The sequence below is a fragment of the Moorena bouillonii PNG genome (assembly GCF_001942495.1).
In the GTDB taxonomy this organism is placed as follows: Bacteria; Cyanobacteriota; Cyanobacteriia; order Cyanobacteriales; family Coleofasciculaceae; genus Moorena; species Moorena bouillonii.
Genome location: NZ_MKZS01000001.1, coordinates 768591 through 794644 on the forward strand (window position 1 = coordinate 768591; position 26054 = coordinate 794644).

Annotated in this window: 18 protein-coding genes; 14 read left to right on the plus strand and 4 right to left on the minus strand. The window is 43.6% G+C overall.

What is annotated here, in order from left to right; translation table 11 throughout:
- The first annotated feature begins 11 nt into the window (after positions 1-11).
- The 4 genes from BJP37_RS03175 to BJP37_RS03190 all read left to right on the plus strand — a co-directional run bounded on the left by BJP37_RS03175 (position 12) and on the right by BJP37_RS03190 (position 7035).
- On the plus strand, positions 12-890 hold the full coding sequence (locus BJP37_RS03175; RefSeq protein WP_075896411.1) for a hypothetical protein: 879 nt from the start codon (positions 12-14) through the stop codon (positions 888-890).
- A 2310-nt stretch (positions 891-3200) separates the two neighbouring features.
- Positions 3201-4823, plus strand: a complete 1623-nt coding sequence (locus BJP37_RS44840; RefSeq protein WP_438941523.1) for an nSTAND1 domain-containing NTPase — start codon at positions 3201-3203, stop codon at positions 4821-4823.
- A gap of 146 nt (positions 4824-4969) precedes the next feature.
- Positions 4970-6040 carry a hypothetical protein gene (locus BJP37_RS03185; RefSeq protein ID WP_075896413.1) on the plus strand — a complete coding sequence of 357 codons (1071 nt, stop codon included), beginning with the start codon at positions 4970-4972 and terminating at the stop codon, positions 6038-6040.
- Complete coding sequence (locus BJP37_RS03190) at positions 6025-7035, plus strand: AAA family ATPase (RefSeq protein ID WP_075896415.1); 1011 nt, start codon at positions 6025-6027, stop codon at positions 7033-7035. The genes BJP37_RS03185 and BJP37_RS03190 overlap by 16 nt, the downstream gene beginning before the upstream one ends.
- Here the strand turns inward: BJP37_RS03190 and BJP37_RS03195 are convergent.
- On the minus strand, positions 6987-8183 hold the full coding sequence (locus BJP37_RS03195; RefSeq protein ID WP_198953943.1) for an IS4 family transposase: 1197 nt from the start codon (positions 8181-8183) through the stop codon (positions 6987-6989). The genes BJP37_RS03190 and BJP37_RS03195 overlap by 49 nt on opposite strands.
- A 69-nt stretch (positions 8184-8252) precedes the next feature.
- Between BJP37_RS03195 and BJP37_RS03200 the strand changes: the two genes are divergently transcribed.
- The 3 genes from BJP37_RS03200 (at position 8253) to BJP37_RS03210 (ending at position 12674) form a co-directional block, all read left to right on the plus strand.
- Positions 8253-9983, plus strand: coding sequence for a Calx-beta domain-containing protein (locus BJP37_RS03200; protein ID WP_075896417.1), 1731 nt, complete (start codon positions 8253-8255; stop codon positions 9981-9983).
- 270 nt (positions 9984-10253) lie between these two features.
- A complete protein-coding gene (locus BJP37_RS03205; RefSeq protein WP_075896419.1) occupies positions 10254-11888 on the plus strand; it encodes a formylglycine-generating enzyme family protein in 1635 nt (544 codons plus the stop codon).
- 63 nt (positions 11889-11951) lie between these two features.
- A complete protein-coding gene (locus BJP37_RS03210; protein WP_075896421.1) occupies positions 11952-12674 on the plus strand; it encodes a hypothetical protein in 723 nt (240 codons plus the stop codon).
- A 23-nt stretch (positions 12675-12697) separates the two neighbouring features.
- Here BJP37_RS03210 and BJP37_RS03215 read toward each other — a convergent pair whose 3' ends face one another.
- Together BJP37_RS03215 and BJP37_RS03220 are read right to left on the minus strand one after the other, a co-directional pair.
- Complete coding sequence (locus BJP37_RS03215; protein WP_075896423.1) at positions 12698-13591, minus strand: S1 family peptidase; 894 nt, start codon at positions 13589-13591, stop codon at positions 12698-12700.
- Between the two features lie 4 nt (positions 13592-13595).
- The gene (locus BJP37_RS03220; protein WP_075896425.1) at positions 13596-13934 is read right to left on the minus strand and encodes a CU044_2847 family protein; all 339 of its coding nucleotides are present in this window, start codon (positions 13932-13934) and stop codon (positions 13596-13598) included.
- Between the two features lie 325 nt (positions 13935-14259).
- On the opposite strand from BJP37_RS03220, the gene hemB reads away from it, so the two are divergent.
- Both hemB and BJP37_RS03230 read left to right on the plus strand, forming a co-directional pair.
- Positions 14260-15282 carry a porphobilinogen synthase gene (gene hemB, locus BJP37_RS03225; RefSeq protein ID WP_075896427.1) on the plus strand — a complete coding sequence of 341 codons (1023 nt, stop codon included), beginning with the start codon at positions 14260-14262 and terminating at the stop codon, positions 15280-15282.
- 268 nt (positions 15283-15550) lie between these two features.
- On the plus strand, positions 15551-16681 hold the full coding sequence (locus BJP37_RS03230) for a pentapeptide repeat-containing protein (RefSeq protein ID WP_075896429.1): 1131 nt from the start codon (positions 15551-15553) through the stop codon (positions 16679-16681).
- A gap of 43 nt (positions 16682-16724) precedes the next feature.
- On the opposite strand, the gene BJP37_RS03235 is transcribed toward BJP37_RS03230, so the two are convergent.
- Complete coding sequence (locus BJP37_RS03235) at positions 16725-16958, minus strand: hypothetical protein (protein WP_075896431.1); 234 nt, start codon at positions 16956-16958, stop codon at positions 16725-16727.
- A gap of 401 nt (positions 16959-17359) precedes the next feature.
- Here BJP37_RS03235 and BJP37_RS03240 point away from each other — a divergent pair, with 401 nt between their 5' ends.
- The 5 genes from BJP37_RS03240 (at position 17360) to tilS (ending at position 25904) form a co-directional block, all read left to right on the plus strand.
- Positions 17360-20347 carry a DUF1574 family protein gene (locus tag BJP37_RS03240; RefSeq protein WP_229415179.1) on the plus strand — a complete coding sequence of 996 codons (2988 nt, stop codon included), beginning with the start codon at positions 17360-17362 and terminating at the stop codon, positions 20345-20347.
- 227 nt (positions 20348-20574) lie between these two features.
- The gene (locus BJP37_RS03245; RefSeq protein WP_075896435.1) at positions 20575-22113 is read left to right on the plus strand and encodes an MBOAT family O-acyltransferase; all 1539 of its coding nucleotides are present in this window, start codon (positions 20575-20577) and stop codon (positions 22111-22113) included.
- 118 nt (positions 22114-22231) lie between these two features.
- Positions 22232-23326 (plus strand): c-type cytochrome biogenesis protein CcsB, encoded by a 1095-nt coding sequence (gene ccsB / locus BJP37_RS03250; protein WP_075896437.1) that lies wholly within the window; start codon positions 22232-22234, stop codon positions 23324-23326.
- A gap of 301 nt (positions 23327-23627) precedes the next feature.
- Positions 23628-24698 carry a KGK domain-containing protein gene (locus BJP37_RS03255; protein ID WP_075896439.1) on the plus strand — a complete coding sequence of 357 codons (1071 nt, stop codon included), beginning with the start codon at positions 23628-23630 and terminating at the stop codon, positions 24696-24698.
- 192 nt (positions 24699-24890) lie between these two features.
- Positions 24891-25904, plus strand: a complete 1014-nt coding sequence (gene tilS, locus BJP37_RS03260; protein ID WP_075896441.1) for a tRNA lysidine(34) synthetase TilS — start codon at positions 24891-24893, stop codon at positions 25902-25904.
- The last annotated feature ends 150 nt before the right edge of the window (positions 25905-26054 follow it).

A 26054-nucleotide genomic window follows, 5' to 3' on the forward strand; every position in this document is an offset into this window, starting at 1 on the left:
AGAGGCGAAACATGAAACCTGACTTGGAAAACAGATCCTACACTGCAAGAGCTGACCATAGACTAGGTGATTCAGTCTTGAGCACGTCTTACCACTCAAGACAATGCACTCAAGACAATGCACTCAAGACAATGCACTTAGGACTCAAAACTCAAGACAATGGACTGAGCACTCAAAACTCAGCACTGAGTTTGCTTAAACGTTTACTAATTGCCACAACGGTGCTGTTGGCTGTTGTCCCTATAACGACTAGTTGCAGTCTACTGGAACGTCAGCCTCGGTCAAACTCTACCTTGGTCTACAAAGGACCAGTTACCCAGGAGGTGAAAGCTGGTTCATTGATACCAGGGACTGATATTCGGTACATCAGTAGGACGGAGGATAAAACTGCTGAAGTGTTGATCAATGGACAGCGTGCATTCAAGCGCAGTGGTGACTCTCTTGACTGGACTGGAAGTCCCCTGAGGGGAGTCGAAATGCGCCTCAATCAACGGGTATTAGTTTATAGTGAGGAACGCCTACAAGCTGGTGGTACTGTTCGTCTAACGGTAGATGGGGTATCTTCTAAACCGGGTTTAGTACCGCAGGTAGCGGACAAAACAAACCCCAGTATAGTGGTTTACAAGGTTCCAGTGTTATACCGAGTCAAGCAGGGAGAAACAATTCCTGGCACCACTTTGAGTTATACGGGCAAAACTGAAAAAGGTGCGCAGTTGGGTGGATTACCAGCCGGAGAGTCTCCTTACCGCCAAGGGGGTGACTCGATCAGTTGGCAAGGAGAATTACGCCCCAGAGTTTATCTCGATTTAGTAGTGCGTACCGCCTTCTATAACGAAGACCGTCTGAGTGTGACTGGCTTAGCAACAGTTATCCTAGCGATCGGTGGTTGACGGTGGTTAGCCTTTGGCCTACCTTTTTGGAGTTTGGATGTTACAGTTGACACTTGAGATGGCTACTTGAATGGCGGGAAGACCCTACATTGGTCGATGGATAAATCTAATGCGATCGCAACTGAAAATCAGCATGCCCTGAAAAAACTGGCGTCGGCAGTAGAAGCGTCTCAGGGACAGTTCAAGCTGATTTTAGCCCGCTGTAATTATATCAGGGTGCGTTTCCGTTTGGTAGCGCAATTACCAACACTCTGCTCGGTTGACATTAATACCCTCACCCTTAAGCCATCGGACAAAGTTCTATATCACACCATTCGGTCAATAGTGGGAGAAGAACGCCCTACTGCTGTGATGGTGTTGGGCTTAGAATCGGTGCAGAATCTAGCACAGATGCTGAGTGTGACTAATCAACTGCTCGAAGAGTTTCAGAAAAATCTTCCTTTCCCCTTAGTGTTATGGATTACAGATGACATTCAGCAGCAACTAACCCAGTTTGCTCCAGATTTCGAGAGTTTGGGGACACCGATAGAATTTGCGAACGCAACAGAAACCTTAATTACTGAACTCCAAGAGACTACCGATGCTATCTTTGACTATATTTTAAAATCCAGAAGCATAGCATACTTTGTCCCTACTGATATAGGTGTTCTACGTCACCGGGAAATTGATGCTGCTCTGAAGGATTTACAGCATCGGGGTGAAACCCTTGAACCTGCGCTCAAAGCTAGTATAGAATTCCTTCGCGGTCAACAGGCTTATGCTAACTATCAGTTGGGTAGTGCAGTAACTCACTATGAGCAAAGTTTGGCATTTTGGCAACCAGCGCCAAGGGAGACTGAGAGATGGGGAGATCAGGAGATCAGGAGATCAGGAGATGGGGAGAGTGAGAAGCATGTTTCTTCATCTAATTTAGAGAACTTAGACGATCTAGAGAACTTAGACGATCTAGAGAACTTAGCAGATCTAAATTATTTAGAAGATTTAGATAATTTAGAAAACGGCAGTGATACTACGGTCAATGAGATTACCGTTTCTGATCAGCAATTCCTGGAGCGTCAGGGAATAGTCCTGTTTTACATTGGGTTGTGTTATTTCCAGCAGGGGGAAAAGTCTCGGGAACCAGAAAACTGTCTCTATTGGAACGATGCTAGAGGATTATTCCAGCAGTGTCTTGATCGGTTTGAGCAGTTGAATCGTCATGATTTAGTCACAAAGTTTATCAATCAACTAGGTGAGGTGATGCAACGCCTAGAGGATTGGGATGATTTGTATCACTTGGCTCACAATGCCCTAGGGTTACAGCAACGCCAAATCCTATTAGGGGCGCAAGGTCTGGCACCACTAAAAGCCCAAGCTTACGGATTTTTAGCAGAAGTCGCTCTTAACCAATCTCGTTGGCAAGAAGCTAAGCAAAATGCTCAGAAAGCATTAGATACTATAGGGAAAGTTTCCTATGGTGTTACCCAAGAGGGCACAGAGGAAACAGAAGGCATAGAGGGCACAAAACCATCTCTTACAGCAAATTTCGCCCCCCTAGCCCCCCAACTTTGCGGTGCGACCCGTGGCGAATTTAATTCGCCTACGGAAAGCGCACCGGGGGAGACTTTAACTTACTTTTCTCCCCCAGGATTGGGGGTCAGGGGGCGNGTCCTGTTTTACATTGGGTTGTGTTATTTCCAGCAGGGGGAAAAGTCTCGGGAACCAGAAAACTGTCTCTATTGGAACGATGCTAGAGGATTATTCCAGCAGTGTCTTGATCGGTTTGAGCAGTTGAATCGTCATGATTTAGTCACAAAGTTTATCAATCAACTAGGTGAGGTGATGCAACGCCTAGAGGATTGGGATGATTTGTATCACTTGGCTCACAATGCCCTAGGGTTACAGCAACGCCAAATCCTATTAGGGGCGCAAGGTCTGGCACCACTAAAAGCCCAAGCTTACGGATTTTTAGCAGAAGTCGCTCTTAACCAATCTCGTTGGCAAGAAGCTAAGCAAAATGCTCAGAAAGCATTAGATACTATAGGGAAAGTTTCCTATGGTGTTACCCAAGAGGGCACAGAGGAAACAGAAGGCATAGAGGGCACAAAACCATCTCTTACAGCAAATTTCGCCCCCCTAGCCCCCCAACTTTGCGGTGCGACCCGTGGCGAATTTAATTCGCCTACGGAAAGCGCACCGGAGGGGGAAATTGAGTTAAAGTCCCCCAGAATTGGGGGATTTAGGGGGCTTGCAGCTAAAGGTAGTGAGGTCAATTCATCTGAAAACGCTTGTAACTCAGGAGTCAGCATTCAGGACAATGCACTCCAGACCATGCACTCACTTCAAACGAGTCTGTATCTACTACTGTTAGCTGAATCTGAGCAACGGCTGGGTCACCCTGAAGCGGCACTCCAACATCTAGAACAGGCAAGAGTTATTGCACCTGAGGATAATCCTCGGTTTTACAGTCGGATTTTGCAGGCATTACGTTCCCTTTATTTCCAGCAGGGGCAGTATCTCCAAGCTTTCCAACTTAAGCAATATCAACAATCCCTAGGGCAACAGTATGGTTGGGGAGGATTTATTGGTGCTGGTGGATTACAGCCACGACAACGGATCAGGTTGGTGGGGTTGCCAACAAATTTAATCGGAGCGCAACCCCTTGCACCCCTGGAGGAGGAAAATCGAGAAACTATAGCGCTAGAAATTGCAGCGTCTGGGCGACAGCAGGATGTCAATCGATTGCTTGAACGGATTGGAAGCAATGATTACAAGCTAATTGTGATTCATGGGGAATCGGGGGTGGGCAAGAGTTCTCTGGTTAATGGGGGATTAGTACCAGGGTTGCAACAGACTGTGATTGGTACAGAAGAGGTGTTGCCTGTAGTGATGGCAGTCTATACCAATTGGGTAGAAGAATTGGGACGCTTATTGGCAGAGGGATTAAACCGAATAAATATAGAAACATTCCATGGAACATCCCTACAAAGTCCAGATAGTATTATACAGCAATTGCGGCAAAATGAACAGCACAATTTGCGGACAGTACTGATTTTTGACCAGTTTGAAGACTTTTTCTTTGTTTACCGGGATAAAGCTGAGCGACGGCAATTTTTTGAATTCCTAGGAGAGTGTCTTACTAGTCCTTCAGTGAAGGTGATTCTGTCGATGCGGGAGGATTATCTCCATTATTTACTGGAATGCGATGGACTTCGTCCCGCTTTCAGCGAACGCGCACCATGGTCGGGTAGCGTTAATCCCATGGCCAGTATGGACATTATTGGCAATGACATATTGAGTAAGCATGTGCGCTATCCTCTAGGGAATTTTTCCCGAGATGATGCCAAGTCCGTGATTGAGCAAGTAACTAAACAATCGTCTTGTTACCTGGAACCAGCTTTGATAGAAGAATTGGTACAGGATTTAGCTGGGGAGTGCTCGGAAGTACGTCCGATGGAATTGCAGATAGTAGGAGCGCAATTGCAGGCGGAGAGTATTACTACCCTGGAACACTATTGGGAACAGGGTTCAAAGCAAGGATTGATGGCGCGGTATTTGACTGGAGTAGTGGAGGATTGTGGACCAGAGAATCAGCAGGTGGCGGAACTGGTGCTATATTTACTGACAGATGAAAAAGGCAATCGTCCCCTGAAGACTAAAGCTGAGTTAGCTAATCATTTAGGAACAGAAGCTGATAAATTAGAGTTGGTGTTAAGGATTTTAGTAGAGTCAGGCTTGGTAGTTAAAGTACCGGATACTGTTGCTGACCGCTATCAATTAGTCTATGATTATCTTGTTTATTATCTACGACAACGAGCACTGAAGTTAGATGAGTTAATTACAGAACTAAAACCAGCTTATCAGGCTAAGCAGATATTGGCAAACTCTAACCAAAAAGCAACCCATCAGATTAGGATTGGGTCAGCAGTATTGAGCCTGACATGGGTTAGGTAAAGGGTGGATCTCATTCGCAACCCTTGATGCCTCTGGAGAAATATCCTCTAGTTTATTGGCCAGAAGCCTCAATTCCCGGCTGTACCAGTTAAAATCAGGAGTAAGGTGGAAAACTACTATCTTAGACTAAATCTTGAGAGTGACCAATGCCCTCACTTAGACGCTTGAAGCAACAACAAGAAGATTTGAACGGAGATCTAGAAGATTTGAAAGAAACCCATGAAAGGTTACGCAAAAAGTTGAATAGACTCAGAAAAAAGTGCGATTATGAGACTGATACACGAGAGAAAATTAAGCTTGAGGAGGATATTAAAGAATGTAAAAAAGAGAAGGATAAAATATCTGAGGAAATTGATGATATAGAAGAAAAACTTGATGATATAGAAGAAAAAATCGAGAACTATCAGAGAGGCAATCCTTCTCAGCCTATAAACAAACCTCAAAACGTTGATACCTTACATAAAGTTTTGCTAAAGTTGGGGTATTGGGAGCAACAAAAGCTATTTGAAAAAATTGTCAGAACCCATCAAGAATCTCACGGTGCATTTCTCATTCATGGTAAGTCCCGTGACTATGGTCAACGATGGTTAGCGAATCGATTAGCCTTTAATGCTGCCCGAAACTTGGCAGGTAAAACTATCCTTATTGATCTAAACCGAAGAAGCTTAAGGACTGATATGTCCAGTATTTGGGAAGAATTTGCAGGTAGAATTAGTTTAGCAGAAGAAAGCTCTCCTGGTGAGATTGTGACTGGACTGTTAAAGTTATGGCAATCCCAGCATGTTTTGATCTGTTTTAACAATGTCGATGAATCAATTGAAGATAATTTGAGAGATTTAATTGAAAATTTATGGACTGGGCTAGTTCAAAAGATATCCCAACATCAACCAAATCAATATAAGTTGTTAATCTTTTTTCTGGATTATGAAGGATTGGTCAGGTCTTGGAATATTGGTTTTGTCACTGATTACCAACCTGATTTTAAAACTAGACTTCCCTTTGAATTGCCAGAAATTATCCCCTTTTGTCGCGAAACCATTAGAACTTGGCTCGATCACCAAGAAGACTATTTACCAGAAAAACTTTCCGATGATAAAGAGGAAACGGTTAAAATACTGTTGGCAAAGAAAGGCATTCCAGATCCTACGTTTTATAAAATTTGTGATCTCTGCGGCTGTAATTGGTATGACCAGGAGGGAAAATGGTTTCGCCTGTAAATAAAAATTATCCTAAATACACCGGTCGAGTTCAACCCAAAACCCCTGGAGAAACCTATCAGGGCAAACTCATTTATCCCTATCTGCCTAGCAAAGAATTAATAGACGCAGTGAATTTAGCGATTTACTTAAAGCGTCCACTACTGCTAAGGGGTGAGCCTGGATGTGGTAAAACCAAATTAGCGATCGCAGTAGCCTATGAGTTAGGACTGCCTTTCGAGGCTTGGTATATCAAATCCACTAGCCGAGCCAAAGATGGACTCTATACCTATGATACCGTGGGCAGGTTGCGGGATGCTCAATTGGCGGCGTCTGGTTCCTTGACAAAGGCAGAAAAGCAACGATTTGATCACCCAACCTCCTATGTGCGTCTGGGACCATTGGGACGAGCTTTTAATAATGAGAAACCTACGGTGGTCTTGATTGATGAAATTGATAAAGCTGATATTGATTTCCCTAATGACTTGCTTCTAGAACTTGAGGAACAAATTATTAAAGTTGAAGAAGTTAGAGTCGATGATCAAGAAATGGAAATCCGTGCCAAAGCTGCACCGATTATCTTTATAACCAGTAATGATGAGAAAGATTTACCGGATGCTTTCCTACGCCGGTGTTTATTCCACTACGTTAAATTTCCTAAATACCAGCAGATTGTCCATATTGTCAAAGCTAGATTTCCAGATATTGCCGATGAACTCACCAAAAAATCCGTTTCCCGATTTTTAGAATTGCGTGAATTAATGGCAGAGGAAACTGGACGATCTAGTAAAAAAGTAAGTACCAGTGAGTTATTGGATTGGATTCAAGCCCTAAAGCAAGATACTCTAGAAGAAGCATTACGAAAATTATCCCAAAAACAGCTTCCCTATTTAGAAGTATTGCTAAAGAGTTGGGAAGCACATATTAGTTATCTCAGGCTAAGTGAGCTGACAGGGGGACATAAAGCTTATAACGTACACAGTGCAAACTCTATAGCCCGCTCACCCTTCTTGTAATAATTGAGCCAACGACGGTTAATTTCCAAAAGTTCGTCCACTATTTTTTGGCATAATCCCCTTAAGAAAAGCCACGAATGCTGATGTAGGCCAACATAAAAAGCGCTATGTTGCCGTTGTCCACTTGATTGGGTTTCTGGTCTGACCACATATTTTTGAATTCCCATTCGCTTAATGTGTCGCCCTTGGAGAATCGCACTGGTATAGGCAATCGCCACAATAATCATCAGTTTTGATAGATACTCACCACTCAGTTTAGACCCTTCAAGACTATAGCCTCCCGACTTGAAATCTCGAAACATTTCCTCTATTGAGAATCGTCTTTGGTAAGCTACAATAGCCGGTTCAACATCATCAAAGTTAGTCAAAATATACCAGGGTTCTTTCGTCTTAAATCCCTGGTAAGTCCGCTTCCACTTACAGGCTATATTAAACGTCCCAAATCCTTTTTGTTTCGTCACATGGCAGTCATTAATAAATAGTTTTACTCCTGGTTTAACTCCATAGTCTTTCAACTCCCGAGCCACCTCAGTATCCTGCCAAACAAGGGTATTATTTTTCTGTCTCAAACAAAAGTATGCACCCTCGAAGCTCAGCCAGTTGCCCAGTTTGGGTGAACAAAATTCCCGGTCTCCTAACACCACTACGCTATAGTTGGAGAGTAACCCAAGACTTTTAGCCAAAACAGCCGTTTGCTCATCAAAGTTACTGCTGCCTTTTTTATCCAACAACTCCCAGTAAATCGGCCAGGCACGATGATCATAGATCACGCTAACCATCAAGATATTAATCACCCCCCAACTGGTACGGTCTATCGCTAAATATATCCTATCGTTCGGGTTAAACATCTCTTCTACCAGAGCACTTACGCAGGGAAACCAGATTGTTTCAATATTGAACTGTTTGATGCGCAAAAACCGACGTAATTTCTTTCGACGACTTTCAAATAAAATAGGTAACGGCAGCGCTTCAGCTAACACTTCTAGTTTGACCTGTCTGAGCAATTGTAGGCTGGCAACGACTAAGATTAGTAACAAATACCTGGTGTGATGCAGCTTATTTTGTAGGATTTTCTGGTATGGTTTAGCTATCATTTTTGCTAGATAGGTCAGCATGACTATATTTGACCTATCTTTTTTTTCCTTCATCTGCTGTATCCCTTGCTACACAATGGCTATACCCGCTCTGTCCCCCCGTTAGCTAAGTGAGGATACCCAATGAATGAGCCAGCACTGCTAGAGTTATTCAATCGTCTCCGAGAAGCAGGGCTACCCTTAGGGTTACAGGAATATCACCTGTTGCTCCAAGCAGTGGATGGTGGTTTCGGTAAGGATGACCGCAATGCCTTAGCTCAACTTTGTTCTACCCTTTGGGTTAAATCTGAACAGGAGCAACTTATCTTTCAAGAGTATTTTGACAAGTTAATTCCCGAAGATACTAGACAAGACATTGATGCCAATACCAAACAGCGTAAACCTATTCGACGGATTTGGTACATTATTTTTGGAGTTATTGCTTTCTTAGTAACAGCTATTGTAATTCCTTTCTTATGGTCAACACTACTTCAACAAAATCCTGGGACTTTAAGCTTTAAGACTATTCCCTTCTCTAACTCCCTTGGCACTATACAAGAGAATGACAAAAATCCCAAAATTCTGATTGCCCGCACTGGTGGCAGTAGAGGTAAGGTGAGTGCAACAATTATTATTGATGAAACAGATGATTATTATTTAGGACGATCAGTTGATTATTGGAAATTGATTAGAGAGGAAACAGACGATTTTTTTATAAAAATAAAATCATCACTTAAAGACTTTAAACAAAAATCTATCACTGTAACCTTTACTGATGGTCAATCTGCAGTACAGGAAGTACCTATACCTATCTTAGATGACACAATATTCGAGGGTGATGAGCAAATTACTCTGCGATTAACTAACCCCCAAGGGCAAGTCAAAATAAATCTACAAGACACTGCTACATTGACTATTACTGATTCAGAAGATTTAGACTTATTTGCTTGGTTTTATTCTTTAGTAGAATCTTTAGTAGAACGGTTTGGTTCTTGGTGGGAACTTGGTCTGATTATAATTGCAGGCTTGTTGACCCTACTGATTGTTATTAAAATGAGAAGTCTGCGCCACATAATTAGTGCTTCTGATCACGAAGATACTGAATATCTGACCAATTTACCGATACCTAAGCTTTCCCCTCAAGTTATTCAAACCCTATTTGACGAAATACAAGTTTCCAAGGCAATCAAACAGCCTGACAGTCAGCTGGGAGAGACTTTCCTGATTATAAATAACGATCTTCCGGTTACCTATCGGCAAATGAAGCAGGGGTGGCGGTATCTGCGACATTTGATGGGAGAGGGGGTACCAACGGAACTAGACCTGGAAGCAACCGTAGAGCAAATTGGACAACAGGGTTTTCTACTGAATCCGGTAGTAAAACCTCGTCGCATCAATAAGATAGAGCTTTTATTGCTGATTGATCAAGATGGCTCGATGGTGCCTTTTCATCACTTTTCACAAGCATTGGTCGATACAGCCTCAAGAGGTGGACGTTTTAATCAGGTCAGGGTTTATTATTTCCATAACTGTCCCAGTGACTATCTTTACCACGATCCATACCACCTAGAAGCAGTACCCATTGAAGATTGTCTGTCACAACTGCCAAAAACACGAGTAGTTTGCCTAATTTTTAGTGATGCCGGGGCTGCTCGTGGACAGTTTAGTTCTAGGCGTCGTCGTCGCACCAAATTTTTTCTGAAGGAGTTAAAACACTATGTACCTCCCATTGCTTGGCTTAATCCTTTCCCCCGTCACCGTTGGGAATCCACCACTGCTGAGGCAATTGCCAAGCTAGTTCCTATGTTTGAAGTTAATCGTCAGGGACTTTATCAAGCTATAGAGACATTGCGTGGACGGGATCAAAAATTATGACAATCAATCAAAATCAATCTGTTATAGAGTTTCCTAATCTAGGAAAATTAGGGCGGATTCAAAGCTGGTGCTTTACGGGGCGGACTATCCCAACTTTGACGGTGCGTTACGGGACGGGCTATCCCAACACTGGCTACGAGGCAGAAAATGAGGGCTCGCCCGTCCCTAACGCACCCTACGAGGCTTGCCCCTCTTGCCTCTTGCCTCTTGCCTTTTGCCTTTTGCCTTTTCCTGCAATACGTATGTTCACAACCCAGATAAAAACACTATATGATCCAGGCTAGTGTATCCACAGACATTATCCAAAGAATTCAATCCTTTAGGGATAAATTTGGTGAACCACATCTGTATTTCGCCTATCATGCCGCGTTTCCCATTGCTCTGACACCTGATTTGCTCTACTGTCTGTGGGCTAACTTTCAGCAAGATATACGAAACGAAAATTTAAAGATTCCCTGGATAGCAGTAGCAGACTTACTACTATCCCCTCTCTGTCATGAAGTCGGACATGAGCTATACGAGATAGAGCCGGAGACACGAAATGTATTGCTAGAGCAACTAAACAACAATCCTCGATTTAACCAACATAATCATCAGCGCATTAAAACTTTAGCTCATTTCCTGCTGGCTTATATAAAACCACAACTCAAGAGTGGCAAAAATTCTGTTCGGACTATTGCCCAAGCTCAACGGTGGACTGCCCTAGCATATATTGACCCTGAAGCAGCAGCTCGTGACTTAGCTTTACAACTGACCCAATTAAGTCTAGATCAAAAAACAGAGTGGGTGCGGATGTCTAAGCTAGCCGAAACACTAGCTACTCCCCTCAGGGAAGGACAATTTGAGCATTTATTGATCTACCTTGAAGGGATGCGCGACTTAGCTCGTGGCCATGAACAAAGAGCAGCCTCTAAATTTGACCAGTTGCCAACCCACCATAATCGCCTAGTCGTAGCAGGAGTTACTTTACCTATTCCAGAATTTGAGGAGTCAGTTTGGACTATTAATACTGTTAAAGTCCCTCCTCCGTCTTTACATGAATTGGAGTTTGAAAAGGCTGAACTGATTAAAAAACCTAGATTTATGGGATTGGGTTCAAAATGGGTGATCAATTGTTATTGGGGTCAGGCAGAAGTTTTTTATGAACAACTGGGAAAGTATAGTCTAAGTGTATTGGAAATGGTATACATCCCAGGAGGGGAATTTCACATGGGCTCACCAAAGAAAGAGGGGGACTATCGAGAACAACCCCAACATCTAGTTAACGTTGCTCCCTTCTTTCTGAGTAGGTTTCCTGTGACTCAAGCCCAGTGGCAAGCTATTGCCAGGAACGATAAAGTTAGGATTGACTTACCACCTGCTCCCTCACGCTTCCCAGGTGAAAACCTGCCAGTAGAAGGGGTTACCTGGTTCGAGGCAATTGAGTTTTGTGAGCGCTTGCAACTCAAAACAAGTAGACCCTATCGCCTACCCAGTGAAGCAGAATGGGAATATGCCTGTCGTGCTGGCACAGCTACTCCTTTTCACTTTGGTGAAACTATTTCTCCAGAAGTAGGGACTTATGATGGCACTCAAGAATACCGTTCTGGACCAAAGCGTTATTACTATTTTAGTCAACAGACAACGGAAGTTGGCTCTCATCAAGCAGCTAATGCCTTTGGACTAGAGGACCTCCATGGTAATCTCTGGGAGTGGTGTGCCGACCACTGGTATGAAAACTATATTGATGCACCCGTAGACGGAACTGCTAGGACAACTAACTCTAGAGAATCCCATCGGGTAATACGGGGAGGGTCTTGGATGGACCCTCCCAACGTTTGTCGTTCTGGCTATCGCAATGGTGTTCCTCCGGACAATAAAGTTCTCACCATTGGTTTGCGAGTTGCTTTGTCCATAGAAGCATAAAATTGATATCAAATACCATATAATTTGACCTTGTTTTAAAAAAAAAACTTTTTATGGATCAATATGACTATTCTATATGAACTTAAAATCCGGAAACTCGGATTAATAGAATTACTGGTGATTGCTTTTTATATTTACTTTAAAAATATCAAAAACTTTATGATAACCTATTTAACTATACTAGTACCTTTTTCAGTAATTTTGTATACTTTACAAGTATATTTTGTTCCTTTTTTTTGGCAATCATGGTTATTATTGGTTATAATTTATTCAACTATTTTTTCAGAGGTTTTACTGATAGTTTGCTCTATCATTACAGAGAATTTCATCCTAAGCATAAAAACGAATTTAAATAATGTGATTCAGGTAGTGCTATCACGTTTACTTGCTCTGATTGGTTTGAATTTAAGATTTGATTCCATTTGTGGCAGTGGCTTATTATTGATGATTATTCCAGGCATTATTTATTGGGTAAATAACGGTTACTATGGTTTAGCTTTTGTCCTAAGAGACCAAAGGTGTGGAGCAGCGTTTGCATATAGTCGAGCTATCGTTAAAGGGAATTGGTGGAGAGTATTTTTATTCGGATTTATTAATTTGTTTGTAATTTTTGGATCATTCCAAATATTTAGTAAACTTTTCAGTTTTATCCCAATTATTAAGTCTTCAGAAGTCTTAATGACAGTTCTAACAAGTCTATTATCTGGATTTATATCTGTCGTACCTTTAGTAGGTTATATACTTCTATTTTTTAACTTAGAGTTCCAGAAAAATCTGCAGAGCTAATGACAGCGTAATTATGCTCAGTTCTAACCAAGCTTTTCGTCAATTTCCTCAATCTGCAATTTAAGTTTATCACGTTTACCTTTTTCTTCTGAGATCTCCACATCTAACTTAAATTCAGTACTAGGGTCATTGGCAATAGCCCGTTTTTTCTCCAATTTCCGAAGTCTTGCCCTTCCTATATCATAAAGCTCTTCTAAATCTTCCAATTCTTGCTCAAGGCGACGGCGCTTTCGAGGTGTTAACGGTTTAGAATTAGTCGAATTTTGCCCCAATTGCCGTAATTCAGACCAAGATTGATTCAAAACCTGAGTAGGAACTAAAAATCCGGCTTTAACATTCTCTCTGCGCTTGTCTGCTGCTACTGCCATCCCCACCACTCCTGCTAACTCCTCATCCCACACAGGAGCACCGCTAAATCCTGGCTCAACTTGATACCCAGGAACTTTAATATCTTCTATCTGTAGCCAGCCTTTGGCATTTTTGTCTCGCAATACTGCCGATGCCCATACCCCATTATCATGCCGTTTGGGAAAACCAAAAACTCTGATCGAATGGTTCCACAAATTCTGTGCTGTCACTAACTGCACTGGTTGAGCGGAGTCAGGTAATTTACTATTGAGCCTTAACCCAGCAATATCTTCAATTACTTCAGTCTCGGAAACAGGTTTCCAAAACACCACACTAGCGGTTAGTTTCTGACCGGGAGCAATCAAGGGAAAATCCAAGTGAATTGGTTCAGTAGGAGCCTCTTGAGTAGTTTGTAAAATTCCCAAGGCTTCAGTAATCACATGAGCACAGGTTAGCAAATAGCCGTTGGATACTAAAAACCCTGCTCCCACAACTGCGCCATTGCTATGATAGATTCTAACAATAGAGGTTTTAAACCCTTCAAAGGAATTAGTGGTCTGGTTAGCCATTGACTTATTTAGATTTATCTTGGGACCATTTCAGAGTAATTTCGTAGCTAACCTCACCACCGACAGAGGTAAAGATTGCCCCAGCATCAGCAGTGAGCTTCAACCCAATTTTAACCTCTACTTGATCAGCAGGAGTATCGAGGTCACGCAATTTGGAAATAATCGTAGACGCCACAGGTTTAACCTTTTCCAGTGCTTCTTCAAAGGACTGTTGAGCTTTAAGCACATACTTCCCAGAGGGTAAAGCTACCCGTTCAATGGCGTTGCTTTCTGGTTCTTCGACCTCCACCAGGAACGTAGTGCCATCGGACAAGGAAAATTCAGCCAGCTGTTTTTCTTTCATGAAGCTATAAATAACTATAAATAACTCTACCCGTAAGTGCATGATGAAGGCACCCTACTATTTATAACGTTTAGAGTCGAGTTTCGCGGAAATCATGCCAGTACATCTAGCAGCTGATCTCACCCCAGACCGATCACCGGATTATCCCTTACTCCTCTTAAGTGACCAGTCCCTTCATCCCTGACAACCAACCGTCACTAGTCAAGTCAACCAGCAAAATCAAAGTTTTATTGCGCAGAAGAATTTTTGAAACCAAAATGCTTGATAATGAACCTCACGAATTTAACAGACTTAACTCAAGTTCACATCTACTTCCGGATTCACTATGACCTTACCCAACTTGATTGACAAGTCAATAGCCTCGGACCAACTCCAATTAACCCATCGGCCTCGACGTCTGCGCCGTACAGCAGCCTTTCGTCGGATGGTTCAAGAGACTCAACTGACTGTTAATGACCTGATTTATCCAGTATTTGTGATGGAAGGTCAAGGTCTCAAACCAGAAGTTAAGTCCATGCCAGGGTGTTACCGCTATTCTCTGGACTTATTGCTCAAAGAAGTAACCGAGGCATTTGAACTGGGGATTAATGCGATCGCACTTTTCCCCCTCATTCCCCAAGACTTGAAAGATGCTACCGGTACTGAAAGCTACAACCCTGATGGATTAATCCAACGCACCATCAGAGCAATTAAGCAAGAAGTTCCAGAGCTGGTAGTAATTACCGATGTTGCCCTTGATCCCTTTTCCAGTGATGGTCATGATGGCATTGTCACCGAAGATGGCACTATCCTAAATGACGCCACCGTGGAAGTTTTGATAAAAATGGCCTTATCTCAAGCTGCAGCAGGGGCAGATATGGTTGCGCCTTCCGACATGATGGATGGACGCATTGGTGCAATTCGCAAAGCTCTAGATAGTGAAGGCTACACTGATGTCGGAATTTTGGCCTATTCCGCTAAATACGCCTCCGCTTATTATGGACCATTCCGGGATGCCCTAGATTCAGCTCCTAAATTTGGTGACAAGAAGACTTACCAAATGGATCCCGCTAACGCCCTTGAAGCCCTAAAAGAAATTGACTTGGATATCTCAGAAGGGGCAGATATGGTGATGGTTAAACCCGCTTTAGCCTATATGGATGTTATCCACCGGGTTAGACAGCATACTAATTTACCCGTTGCTGCATACAATGTTAGTGGTGAGTACGCCATGATTAAAGCAGCCGGTCAGAATGGTTGGATTGATGAGAAAAAAGTGATGATGGAAACCCTAACTAGCATGAAGCGGGCTGGTGCTGACTTAATTTTGACCTATTTTGCCAAAGAAGTAGCTACAATCCTGCAGTAAGGAATTGAACCGTAGTTAGCGGTCAGCGGTCAGTTATCAGCAGTCAGCGATCAGTTATCAGCAGTCAGCGGTCAGCCGTTGGCCTTTTGCCTTTGGTTGATAGCTGATACGCGACACACTGATAGCTTGTAACTGATCGCTGATAGCTGATAGCTGACCGCTGAATGCTTACCTAGGCTGTAGTCTGTAGACTATAGGAACAACACAAGCAAGCCTATAGTTGATAGTCTAGAGTCGAGAAAGGAAAAGTCGCTAGGTTACACATAATATGGTGGTGAAGCAAAATGAGCTAGAGCAATGCTATAGAGTTCTTGAACTGGAGCCTGGAGCATCACCGGAAGAAGTGAACCAGGCTTACAAGGATTTAGCATTTATTTGGCATCCCGATCGTGTTCCTGAGGATAATCCTCGCCTCAAGCAAAAAGCTGAAGAAAAACTTAAGTTACTCAATCAGGCACGAGAAAAATTGCGATCGCATCATAAATCACCCACTGCTTCACAAAAACAAGCTAGGGGCAGAACACAGTATCGGAATTATCGTAATTCGAATCCCAGACCAAAACCACCACCATCAGCGCAACCAAACCCACCAAACTATTACAAATACAAACAACCAGAACGATCTAGAGCCCAATCATCAACGACCGCTCAATCTCGGACCCCCAAGACCCCTGCTAACGCTAGAGCCCAACCATACACTCCCGCCCAACCTCGCACTCCCAAGACTCCTGCTAACGCTAGAGCCCAACCATACACTCCCGCCCAACCTCGGACCCCCAAGACCCCTGCTGAATCAACAGCCCAACCATACACTCCCGCCCAACCTCGGACTCCCAAGACCCCTGCTGAATCAAGAGCCCAACCATACACTCCCGCCCAACCTCAGAATACCAAGCCCCCTGCTGAATCAAGAGCCCAACCATCCACTCCCGCCCAAACTCGGACTACTCAAGCCCAAGCTCGGACTGCCCAGCCCCCCGGTAACTCTAGAACCCAGCCATCCACGACTGCTCAAACTCGGGCTCCCAAAGCCCCTCCTGACTTGAGTGGGGCTGATTTTAGGGGAGCAGACCTCAAAGAAAGAGATTTCTCAAATCGGAATCTCCAATCCGCTAACTTAAGTCAGGCTAACCTAAAAGACGGCTTTCTCCATCGGGTCAATCTTGCTGAGGCTAACCTCGAAGGTGCTAATCTATTTAGAGCCAATTTATTTCAAGCTAACCTCAGTAAGGCTAACTTACGAGAGGCTAATCTGATTGGAGCTGATTTGAGTGGAGCTGATTTGAGTGGAGCTGACATGAGTGGAGCTAAAGTGGGTTCTAATGGTAAGCTCTTGGTGAAACTGACAGGGGCAAACCTAAGGGGGGCAGTTTTGCCCGATGGCAGTATCCACGACTAGGAGCAACTTTGTAGTACATAGCAAAAACAACAGCAAATTTGGATTATTGATCATCCCTTTCCAAATCTGGGAAGGGGAGAACAGGCAATCTCTCCCCTCGAAACACTTCCTCACTACTAATACCTGTGGTTTCTAACCATGAACCGATAGCTTGTATTGAGAGTATACCTAAGAGCATTGGAGCAGTGCCTAGACTTACGAAGAATTTTGTGGGCATTTCTAAATTAAACAGGTCAGCAGACCTGATTTCTGGTATTTCGGGTTTAGAAGAAGACATCTGGGTTAGTTTTAGTACAAATGAACTAAACAAAGCCGAAAATTTAACATTGGGGCACAAGAGCAGAAGTTAGGCAGCAATGGGCTGCTACCTGAGTAGTATTGACTTGGGAACCGATTGTCATGTAGTCCTGTGAGTGAGGATTTCAACCTCTATTGTCAGCTACATTAATTTTATTTGCCCAACAAATAAGTAGTCTTCAGAAAATTGTGCTTAAATCAAGGCGAGCATCTAAGATATGAAGAAATCATTCGTCCGTTACCAGTCCAGTTAATCAATTTGTGATGTTGGATGTCGATCAGCGTCTCCCAAAAGCTCCTCCGTCCTCCCTTGCCAAGTGGGCTTATTGTGCCATTAGGCAACCCGGGTTATCCATACGAATCCGTTTGCGAGGGAACAATTTGCACATTCTGTGTGAAAACCCTCAAGGAGTAGAAGCAAATAAGGTGGTCAACCGCCTTATCAAAGCCCTGAAACTGCAACAGGGAGAAGTTCAGTTTCCCCTAGACTTAGCAAACCCGATCTATCAAATAATTGTTTATGGGCGTCGAGTGGGCCAGAAGCGTCCAGACTGGATTAAGCAAATTGCTATTAAACTACCGACCGATGATACCACTCATGCTTCTAACCAATCTTCCCAGACGTCTTTCGATGCCATAACCACTGATGCGGACTTAACTGTCTCAAACGAAAGTCTTGCCCGTTCTGGTTCGCCAGATGCGATCGCTCGTTATCTCAGTGAATCCCTGAGTTACCTAGGTGTCAGTGTTAAAGTCCGGATCCAAAATCAAGATTCCAAAGCTAGAAGATTCTTAGGGGCAACTTCTAACCTTCACCCTTCACCCCCTAACCGACGGCTCTGGATAATTTGTAATTCTAACTACAGCCCAGATCCGTCCTTACTATCTGAGCCAATCATCGACCGGTTACATTCCTTGCAACTCCAAGGGTTTCGGGATGCCGTGATTTGCTTTCAGGTAAGTGGCGAAGCCACTCCTGATTGGAAGCAGCGAGTGGATTTGACCCCTCCAGAACAAGTCCTCAAGGAATGGGCTCGTTGGGGAGATGTAGAAGCAATCCAGCGGTTATTAAATCAGGGCTTGGCAGCAGTGGGAATAACCGTTAGAGCCATTCTTAAAGAAAGCACCCTACATGTATTTTGTAGCTTCATCCACCGCCGGAAAACTATTGCCCCAGAAAAAGAAACTGTAGTCAGTGCCATTGCCTCAGTACTGGATTTAATTGCTCCTCAAGGAATCCATGGTGCCACTATTTATGGTGTAGATTCAAGTCAATTCCCTAGTCAAACCTTACTGTCTCAGCAAGCTGACTCTCTCCAACCCCCCTTTGGAAAGAATGATCAAGCTGTCAACAATTCCTTACTGCCAGAAACCGAATCCCCAGCCTGGATTCATTGGCTCAACTTACCAGGAGCAGACCACCAAAGTTTAGGAGAATCCACCTATTCCTTAGCTCAAACAGGGCATCACCATGCCTTGACCTTTTTGTTGGAACGCTTACTCAATCCCGACATTGACCAACGATTGGTAACAGGTGGAATAAGGGTGAAAATTCGCCGTAAACAAGACTTGTTGCACATCATGAGCGAGGCAACGGTCTGTCCTCGAAAATCTCAGGTCACTCGAAAAATTACCCGCTTCCTAGAGCAGCTGGCTATGTCGGAAATTACTGGGTTACGGCTCTATGGACGTCGGGCTGGTGCTACCTCCCCCTCCTGGAACTATGGAGTTGATTTTGTTCATCGACAGCGTCTAGTCCCAGAAGCTACCCCAGAGTTTGCTGCCTCAGATGCCTACCTGAGTGATTTGGTAACTTCCACTGGGGAACCAGTACTGCGTCGTGATTTAACCCACCACGATCTCAACCAGGGTTTAAAAGGAGCAGTTGATGGTCTAGTTTACATACTCCAGCGTTTGCTATGCTACTCTCAGCTATTTGTACCCACTGTAGAAAACCAAGACATGGGAGCCTTCTCAGACAAGAGACAGGCAAAGGGGAAATTATCTATCCAAGGCGTAACAGTAGCCATGGTATGGGGCGTAGCCGGATTACTACTAACACTGATCACAGATTGGCGTTTTAGTGAGCTCCTACAGTCTCAAGCCTCACCATCAGCAGAAGTAAAGGCAGTGACTAACTCATCACCGAAACCCATTGCTTTGCCCCAAATATCTTTGCAGAAAGGGGCGGGTCTCGGGACTGAAAACTTCAACACCTCTGGGTTTACTGCTCCTGGGGATACCATGGTGATTATGAATGAAAACGGCAATGCCACCATGGCAGCCATGCTGGCTGCAGCGCGATCGCCCAATCCTTCATTCAATAACCAGATGTTAGATGAAAAGCTAGCTCTGTACCAACAACGCCTGCTTCAGAGTGGTATCCCTGATGTACTGATTATGGGGAGTTCCAGAGCCATGCGGGGAATCGATCCCATTGCCCTCCAAGATGCCTTAGAAGAACAGGGCTATCCTGACATTGACGTCTTTAACTTTGGGGTTAATGGTGCCACAGCTCAGGTAGTAGACTTCATGGTTCGGCGCGTCTTAACTCCGGAGCAACTGCCTAAATTGATTATTTGGGCTGATGGGGTCAGAGCCTTTAACAATGGTCGAGTGGATGCTACCTACAACTCGATTATCGCATCACCAGGCTACCAAGCTCTAATGGCAGGAGTTTTTCCGAACCGCACTAAAGAACCGCCATTACCGACAGATGCCACAGACCAACCTCTAGAGGTTTTGAATGATAGTTATCAGTTCATTAGTGGCTGGCTAAATCAATCAATAGCAAAAATTTCGTTAACTTATCCTCACCGAAGCCAGCTCAAATCTCTGTTACAGGAAAAGTTGGTTGACCTAGAAAAGTTCCTGCAACCAGACACAACCCAGACTGCCAAAAAGCCTCAAAATACATTATTACCAACGTGGAAAATTGACTTTGATGGCTTCCTGCCCCTGTCAACTCGTTTTAACACCGCTACCTACTACCAGAAACATCCTAAAGTTCCCGGTATTTATGATGGTGATTATCGGTATTTTCAGCTAGGAGGTCAGCAAGACAAAGCCCTAATAAATTTGATGGAATTTGCCCAGAAGCATGACATTAATATCGTTATGGTCAACCTACCATTGACTAAAGAATATTTAGATCCAGTGCGGACAAAATATGAGAAACAATTTCAGCGATACATGTACAATTTTGATTTAGAAGGGGGATTGATTTTCCGAGATTTCAATAAAATGTTGCTAACTAAACATGACTACTTTTCCGACCCCAGCCATCTCAACCGCTATGGTGCTTACCAAGTTTCTAACCAGTTGGCTAAAGATCCAATGATGCCTTGGTCATTAGTGATTAGTGATTAAATTATTAATTTTAAATTGAATAACAACCAATAATTATATAGCGGTTTGCAACCCGCGCTAATTACCATAAGAACAAGTAGTCAGTAGTCAGTACTCAGTAGTCAAGATTCGTAATTATACTTAACCTACACGCAAACCGCTATAAGTATTCAAAGCGAAACGATATTAACCCTTCAGCCTACCCTACGGTAACGGTATCAGAGGAACATCCTTAATCCTTTATCTTTATGTCATTTATTTCGATTACCTACAGCTGTTTATTGTTAGCAGTTTTGGGAATCTACTGGTTGGTGCAACCTTCTACAGCTGCCACAGGTTCTCCTAAACTAAAACTTTTGGTTTTATTAATTAGCAGTCTAATATTTTATGCTTCACTACAAATCCAATATATTCCCCTTTTGGTATTGATTACCCTAATTAATTTTTACTTTGGACAAGCACTAGGGACGAATACAGTTGCTGGTTCCCATGCTACTAATTATCATCTCTCCAATGAAGAATGGCTATTAGCTGATAGTTTTTGGAATAACCGACGATTAAGACTACTGTGGCTAGGTATTTTCATAAATGTGATCTTTTTGCTAGGCTTCAAGTATCTTCCTTTCTTCTTGTCCAACTTAGCAGTAATTCCCAACTTTACCATTGCCCAAGATGGGGCTAATTGGATTAGGGATAACTTAATTGTGCCTCTAGGAATATCATTCTTTATATTTGAGGGTATTGCTTATATCATTGATGTTTATCGTGGGGCTCCTGCAACTCGTAATCTACTCCAGTTTGCTGCTTATAAGTTATTTTTCCCTAAACTTATTTCTGGTCCAATTACTCGTTATCATCCGTTTGCCCTTGAACTTAAAACCCTACAATTTCCAAATCTTGACCGAGCAACAGAAGGACTTTGGTTGATTACATCTGGTGCGATTAAAAAGGCACTCTTAGCGGACCACATTGGGATTTTTGTGGATTTGTGTTTTGGCAATATAGAACGGGCTGGTAGTGGAGATTTATGGTTAGCTATCTTTGCCTACGGTTTACAACTCTATTTCGATTTCAGCGGCTATGTAGACATTGCCCGTGGTAGTGCAGTGTTACTGGGCATTAATCTTCCAGAAAACTTTGATTTTCCCTATTTCAGTATCAGCATTGCGGATTTCTGGCGTCGCTGGCACATCACTCTAGGAGATTGGATCCGTAACTATCTCTACTTTCCCTTGGGCGGTTCCCGTAAAGGGGTTGCTCGTACCTGCGTTAACCTATTCATCGTAATGGTCATTATTGGTATCTGGCATGGAGCAGCTTGGGGATTTGTAGCCTGGGGTGGCTTGCATGGTCTAGCGTTAGTCCTTCATCGCTTGACCGAAGCTTTCTGTGAAAATAGAGATGGCATAAAACGTTGGTGGCAAAGTTGGTCAGGGGTCTTAGTCAGCTGGTTTTTGACCCAATTTATGGTGTTTACTGCCTGGATTTTTTTCCGCATCCCCAATCTCACACAAGCCAGTTTAGTCATCCAGAATCTCTGGGGTCACCCAGCTGACATCCAATTTGGTCAAAAAGTCTACTTAACCGCTATTGGTATGGAACGCTTCTGGGTGCTTCTGCTGTTAGTTAGCTTAGCAGCCTCAATGGCTGGGGTTTACAGTATCCGAAGGGGTCTGAAATTACAACTCAACTGGCCGGTGAAGTTGTTGTTGGTACCAATAGGTCTCTACGTAGTTTGGTTGTTTGCTCCTCAGAGTGGTCTCCCTTACATTTATTTCGATTTTTGACTTGCGCGTAGGGCTATAACGCACTAGAACTCTATCAAAAAGGGCAGATCGAAGGGATAGGATAGTAGTAATGCTGCAATAATATATGCTTTATACAAGACTTAAGAGAGAACGCTTTATGGATCTGGTTACACTCCAGAACAAATTAGATAATATTTCCTTTTTCGTCCTGTTTGTGACGATGTTAATTTACTGGGTAGGAGCCGCTTTTCCTAAAATTCCTTATTTGTCAGCCTTAGGAACATCAGGGATGGCAACCGCCAACCTTTGCACTGCTACCTTACTCGGAGCAAGATGGCTAGAGGCGGGCTACTTCCCGATCAGTAATCTCTATGAATCCCTGTTTTTCCTTACCTGGGGAATTACCACAGTTCATCTAATTGCTGAAAACATGAGTCGCAGCCGATTGGTAGGGGTGGCTACTGCACCAGTCGCCATGGGAATTACCGCGTTTGCGGCTCTATCCCTACCACCAGATATGCAGGAAAGTGCTCCATTGGTACCTGCTCTGAAATCCAATTGGTTAATGATGCATGTTAGCATCATGATGCTCAGTTACGCCACCCTGATGGTCGGTTCCGTGGTAGCGATCGCATTTTTAGTAATTACCCGTGGTCAGAAGGTGGAACTGCGAGGAAGTTCTTTCGGGACTGGTGGCTATCGCAGCAAGACTAACTTATCGAATAACATACCAGGGAATTCCACTTTTAAACTACAGCGCAACGGTAATCAACCAATTTCTCAGCCTCTAGTTACCTCTGATACCTCATCCCCTTTAGCTGAACTGGGACAGAGTAAAGCAGCTAGTACTACAGCAGTGCTCGATTTAGTAACTACCCCCGACTCACCCGTACCATCAGTATCGACAGCACCCACCCTCTCACCCCAGAGGCTTAATATTGCCGACACTCTCGATAATATCAGCTATCGTATTATTGGGCTGGGGTTTCCTCTGCTCACCATTGGGATTATTGCCGGTGCCGTTTGGGCAAACGAGGCTTGGGGTTCATACTGGAGTTGGGACCCAAAGGAAACCTGGGCATTAATTACTTGGCTAGTGTTTGCTGCCTATCTCCATGCCCGCATTACCCGTGGCTGGCAAGGACGCCGACCAGCAATTTTGGCAGGGACAGGACTTCTAGTTGTCTGGGTTTGCTATCTGGGAGTCAATCTATTGGGTAAAGGCTTACATTCCTACGGCTGGTTCTTCTAAGAACTCTATATTTCCGTGATTGAGTGCATGCCCTAAATTGCTTCTACTGAAAACCTGCTTTAATGCCTAGAGGCATCGGAGAATTAAGCCTAGGAAAACTACCTTTGACTCAAAGGAATAGTTGGGTCTATGGTTGGGAAGCGATGCAGAGGTGCGACCCGTGGCGAATTTAATTACGGGTCAAGGGCACCATTACCGACCTGGGGGGGTTTCCCCCACTCGCGCTTTGCATGGCTGACAATGAAACTCCTGCCCTCTAGGCATGGAAGCTTATCGAAAAGTTTGATCGGGGAAAATAGTTGTGGATAATCAGTTCAAGCCACTCGCTGTTGGTGAAGTACTATCAGTGGATGAATCTGCTCAAATCTTTATTGGAAACCGTACCTTTAGGGTCGGTGAATTCTTAGTTGCTATCAAAAAGAAATTGGTAGAAGTTTTAGGGGATGAATGGACTCCAGAACAGGAAAGTTGGTTTAGCGAATCGGGTATTCCCTGTGAAGTGTTGCAATTTTATGCTAATGACTGGCAGCAAGGCAAGGTAAGAGTTAATCTAGAATTTTGCCTTGTCGAGGCTGAGAATAATGTTGATAATATATCAGCTATTGGTGGTGAAACATTACAAAGCACATCAACCCAGGTAGCAGCACCGCCAGACCTCACAGAGCCAGAAACTAGCAATGATTCTGGATTGGAGCTTGGAGTTGGAGCAGCCACAGCCGCTGTGACTGCTACTGGAATATCACTAGCTGAAGAACTGGAAGAAGATGCCTCAACTGCTATCTCTGATGAGATGACACTTAAACCAACACTTGATGCAGATGAAGACATTGCTATCGAACAAACCCCAACTAGTAGTGAAGATGAGTTTGATTTAGGAGACTTTTCCGATAGCGAGGAAGATATTTCTATCGAACAAACCCCAACTAGTAGTGAAGATGAGTTTGATTTAGGAGACTTTTCCGATAGTGAGTCGGAAAGTGAGGAAGATATTGGTTTTGAACAAACCCCAACTAGTAGTGAAGATGAGTTTGATTTAGGAGACTTTTCCGATACTGAGTCGGAAAATGAGGAAGATATTGGTTTCGAACAAACCACAACCAATACTGAAGATGACTTTGATTTAGGAGAATTTTCCGATAGTGAAGAAGATATAGAGTTCGTAGAATCACCGACAGCAGAGGAAGAAGATTTGCTGGATTTGTCAGCAGTATCAACAGACAGTAGTAATGATTTTGATCTGGGTGATATGTCTGATGATAGTGATGAAGACATGTTTAAACTGGACGATATTTCCTTTGATGAGGAATCAGAAAACGGTGATGATAATTCCCTAATGGATGATGTCTGGCAGGAAATGAATGAACTTAAATAAGGGTAAATAATAGTGTATTGGTAAATGTTGTGGTAAATGTTGACATGGAAGCATCATAGTGAACACAGTGAACATGCCGATTTCAAAGCTTTCAAGAACCTTGAGCGTTTAGGATTTATCGGATTCTAGGGTATCTATGACCTACAAAATTCAAAATTTAAAAGTTTTGGATAACCATTCATAACGACTCTAATGTCTGAGATACCGAGTTGGACACCTCTTCATGCACGGCTACATAGAACCCTGCGGCAAAAGAAGCTACTACCAAAGAATCAGCAGGTTTTAGTAGCCGTATCCGGTGGGCAAGATTCCCTTTGCCTAACCAAACTACTGCTAGATTTACAGCCCAAGTGGAAATGGCAGCTAGGAATCGCCCACTGTGACCACCGTTGGCCCTATGATGAAGGAATTTCCCTTCATGTACAGCAAATTGCTCAAAGTTGGGGGCTTCCATTTCATCTACGAACTGCCCCTGAAGTGACAAAGAGCGAATCAGCAGCGCGGCAGTGGCGTTATCAAGCCCTGATTGACATTGCCCAAACTCAAGGTTACCCCACTGTTGTCACAGGTCACACAAAAAGCGATCGCGCTGAAACAGTCATCTATAACCTGATCAGAGGTTCAGGCACTGATGGCTTGCAAGCCTTGACCTGGGAACGACCTCTTGCTCCTGGAGTAAGTCTGGTGCGTCCCCTACTTGACACATCCCGTAGCGAAACTCTCCAGTTTTGCGAGCAGCAGCAACTGTCCATTTGGGTAGATGCTTACAATCAAGACCTTAACTATGCTCGTAACCGCATCCGCCAAGAGCTAATCCCCTATTTAAAAACCCATTTCAACCCACAAGTTGAGACAGCCTTGTCCCAAATTGCTGAAATCTTGCGAGCAGACGTGGAATATCTCGAAAACACTGCTGAGCAAATCCAAAAGCAAGCCATGGCAGTACCTAGGGTTGAGGAAGATCCTGGTAGCAATAGCCCTCCACGATTGAATCGTCTGGTATTACAGCAAGCTCCCCTAGCTCTGCAACGTCGTGTGATTCGGAAGTTCCTTCAGGAAAACCAAACCAAAGCCCTGAGCTTTGAGCAAATCGAAGCCGTGACTGGTTTAATTGCTGCTCCCAACCGCTCTCGAACGTCATCCTTTCCTGGTGGAGTAACAGCCTTGGTAGAAGAGGAATGGATTATTCTTAATACCGAAGTATGAAGTATTAAGTATTAACTATAAAGTATGAACTACTAAACAGTTCTATCTCTGAGTTTCTGAGAAATTGTTCTCCTTCAACCTACCCTACACCGAATACGGGGCGAACAACATTCAACCTTTAACATTCAACCTACCCTACACTGAATACGG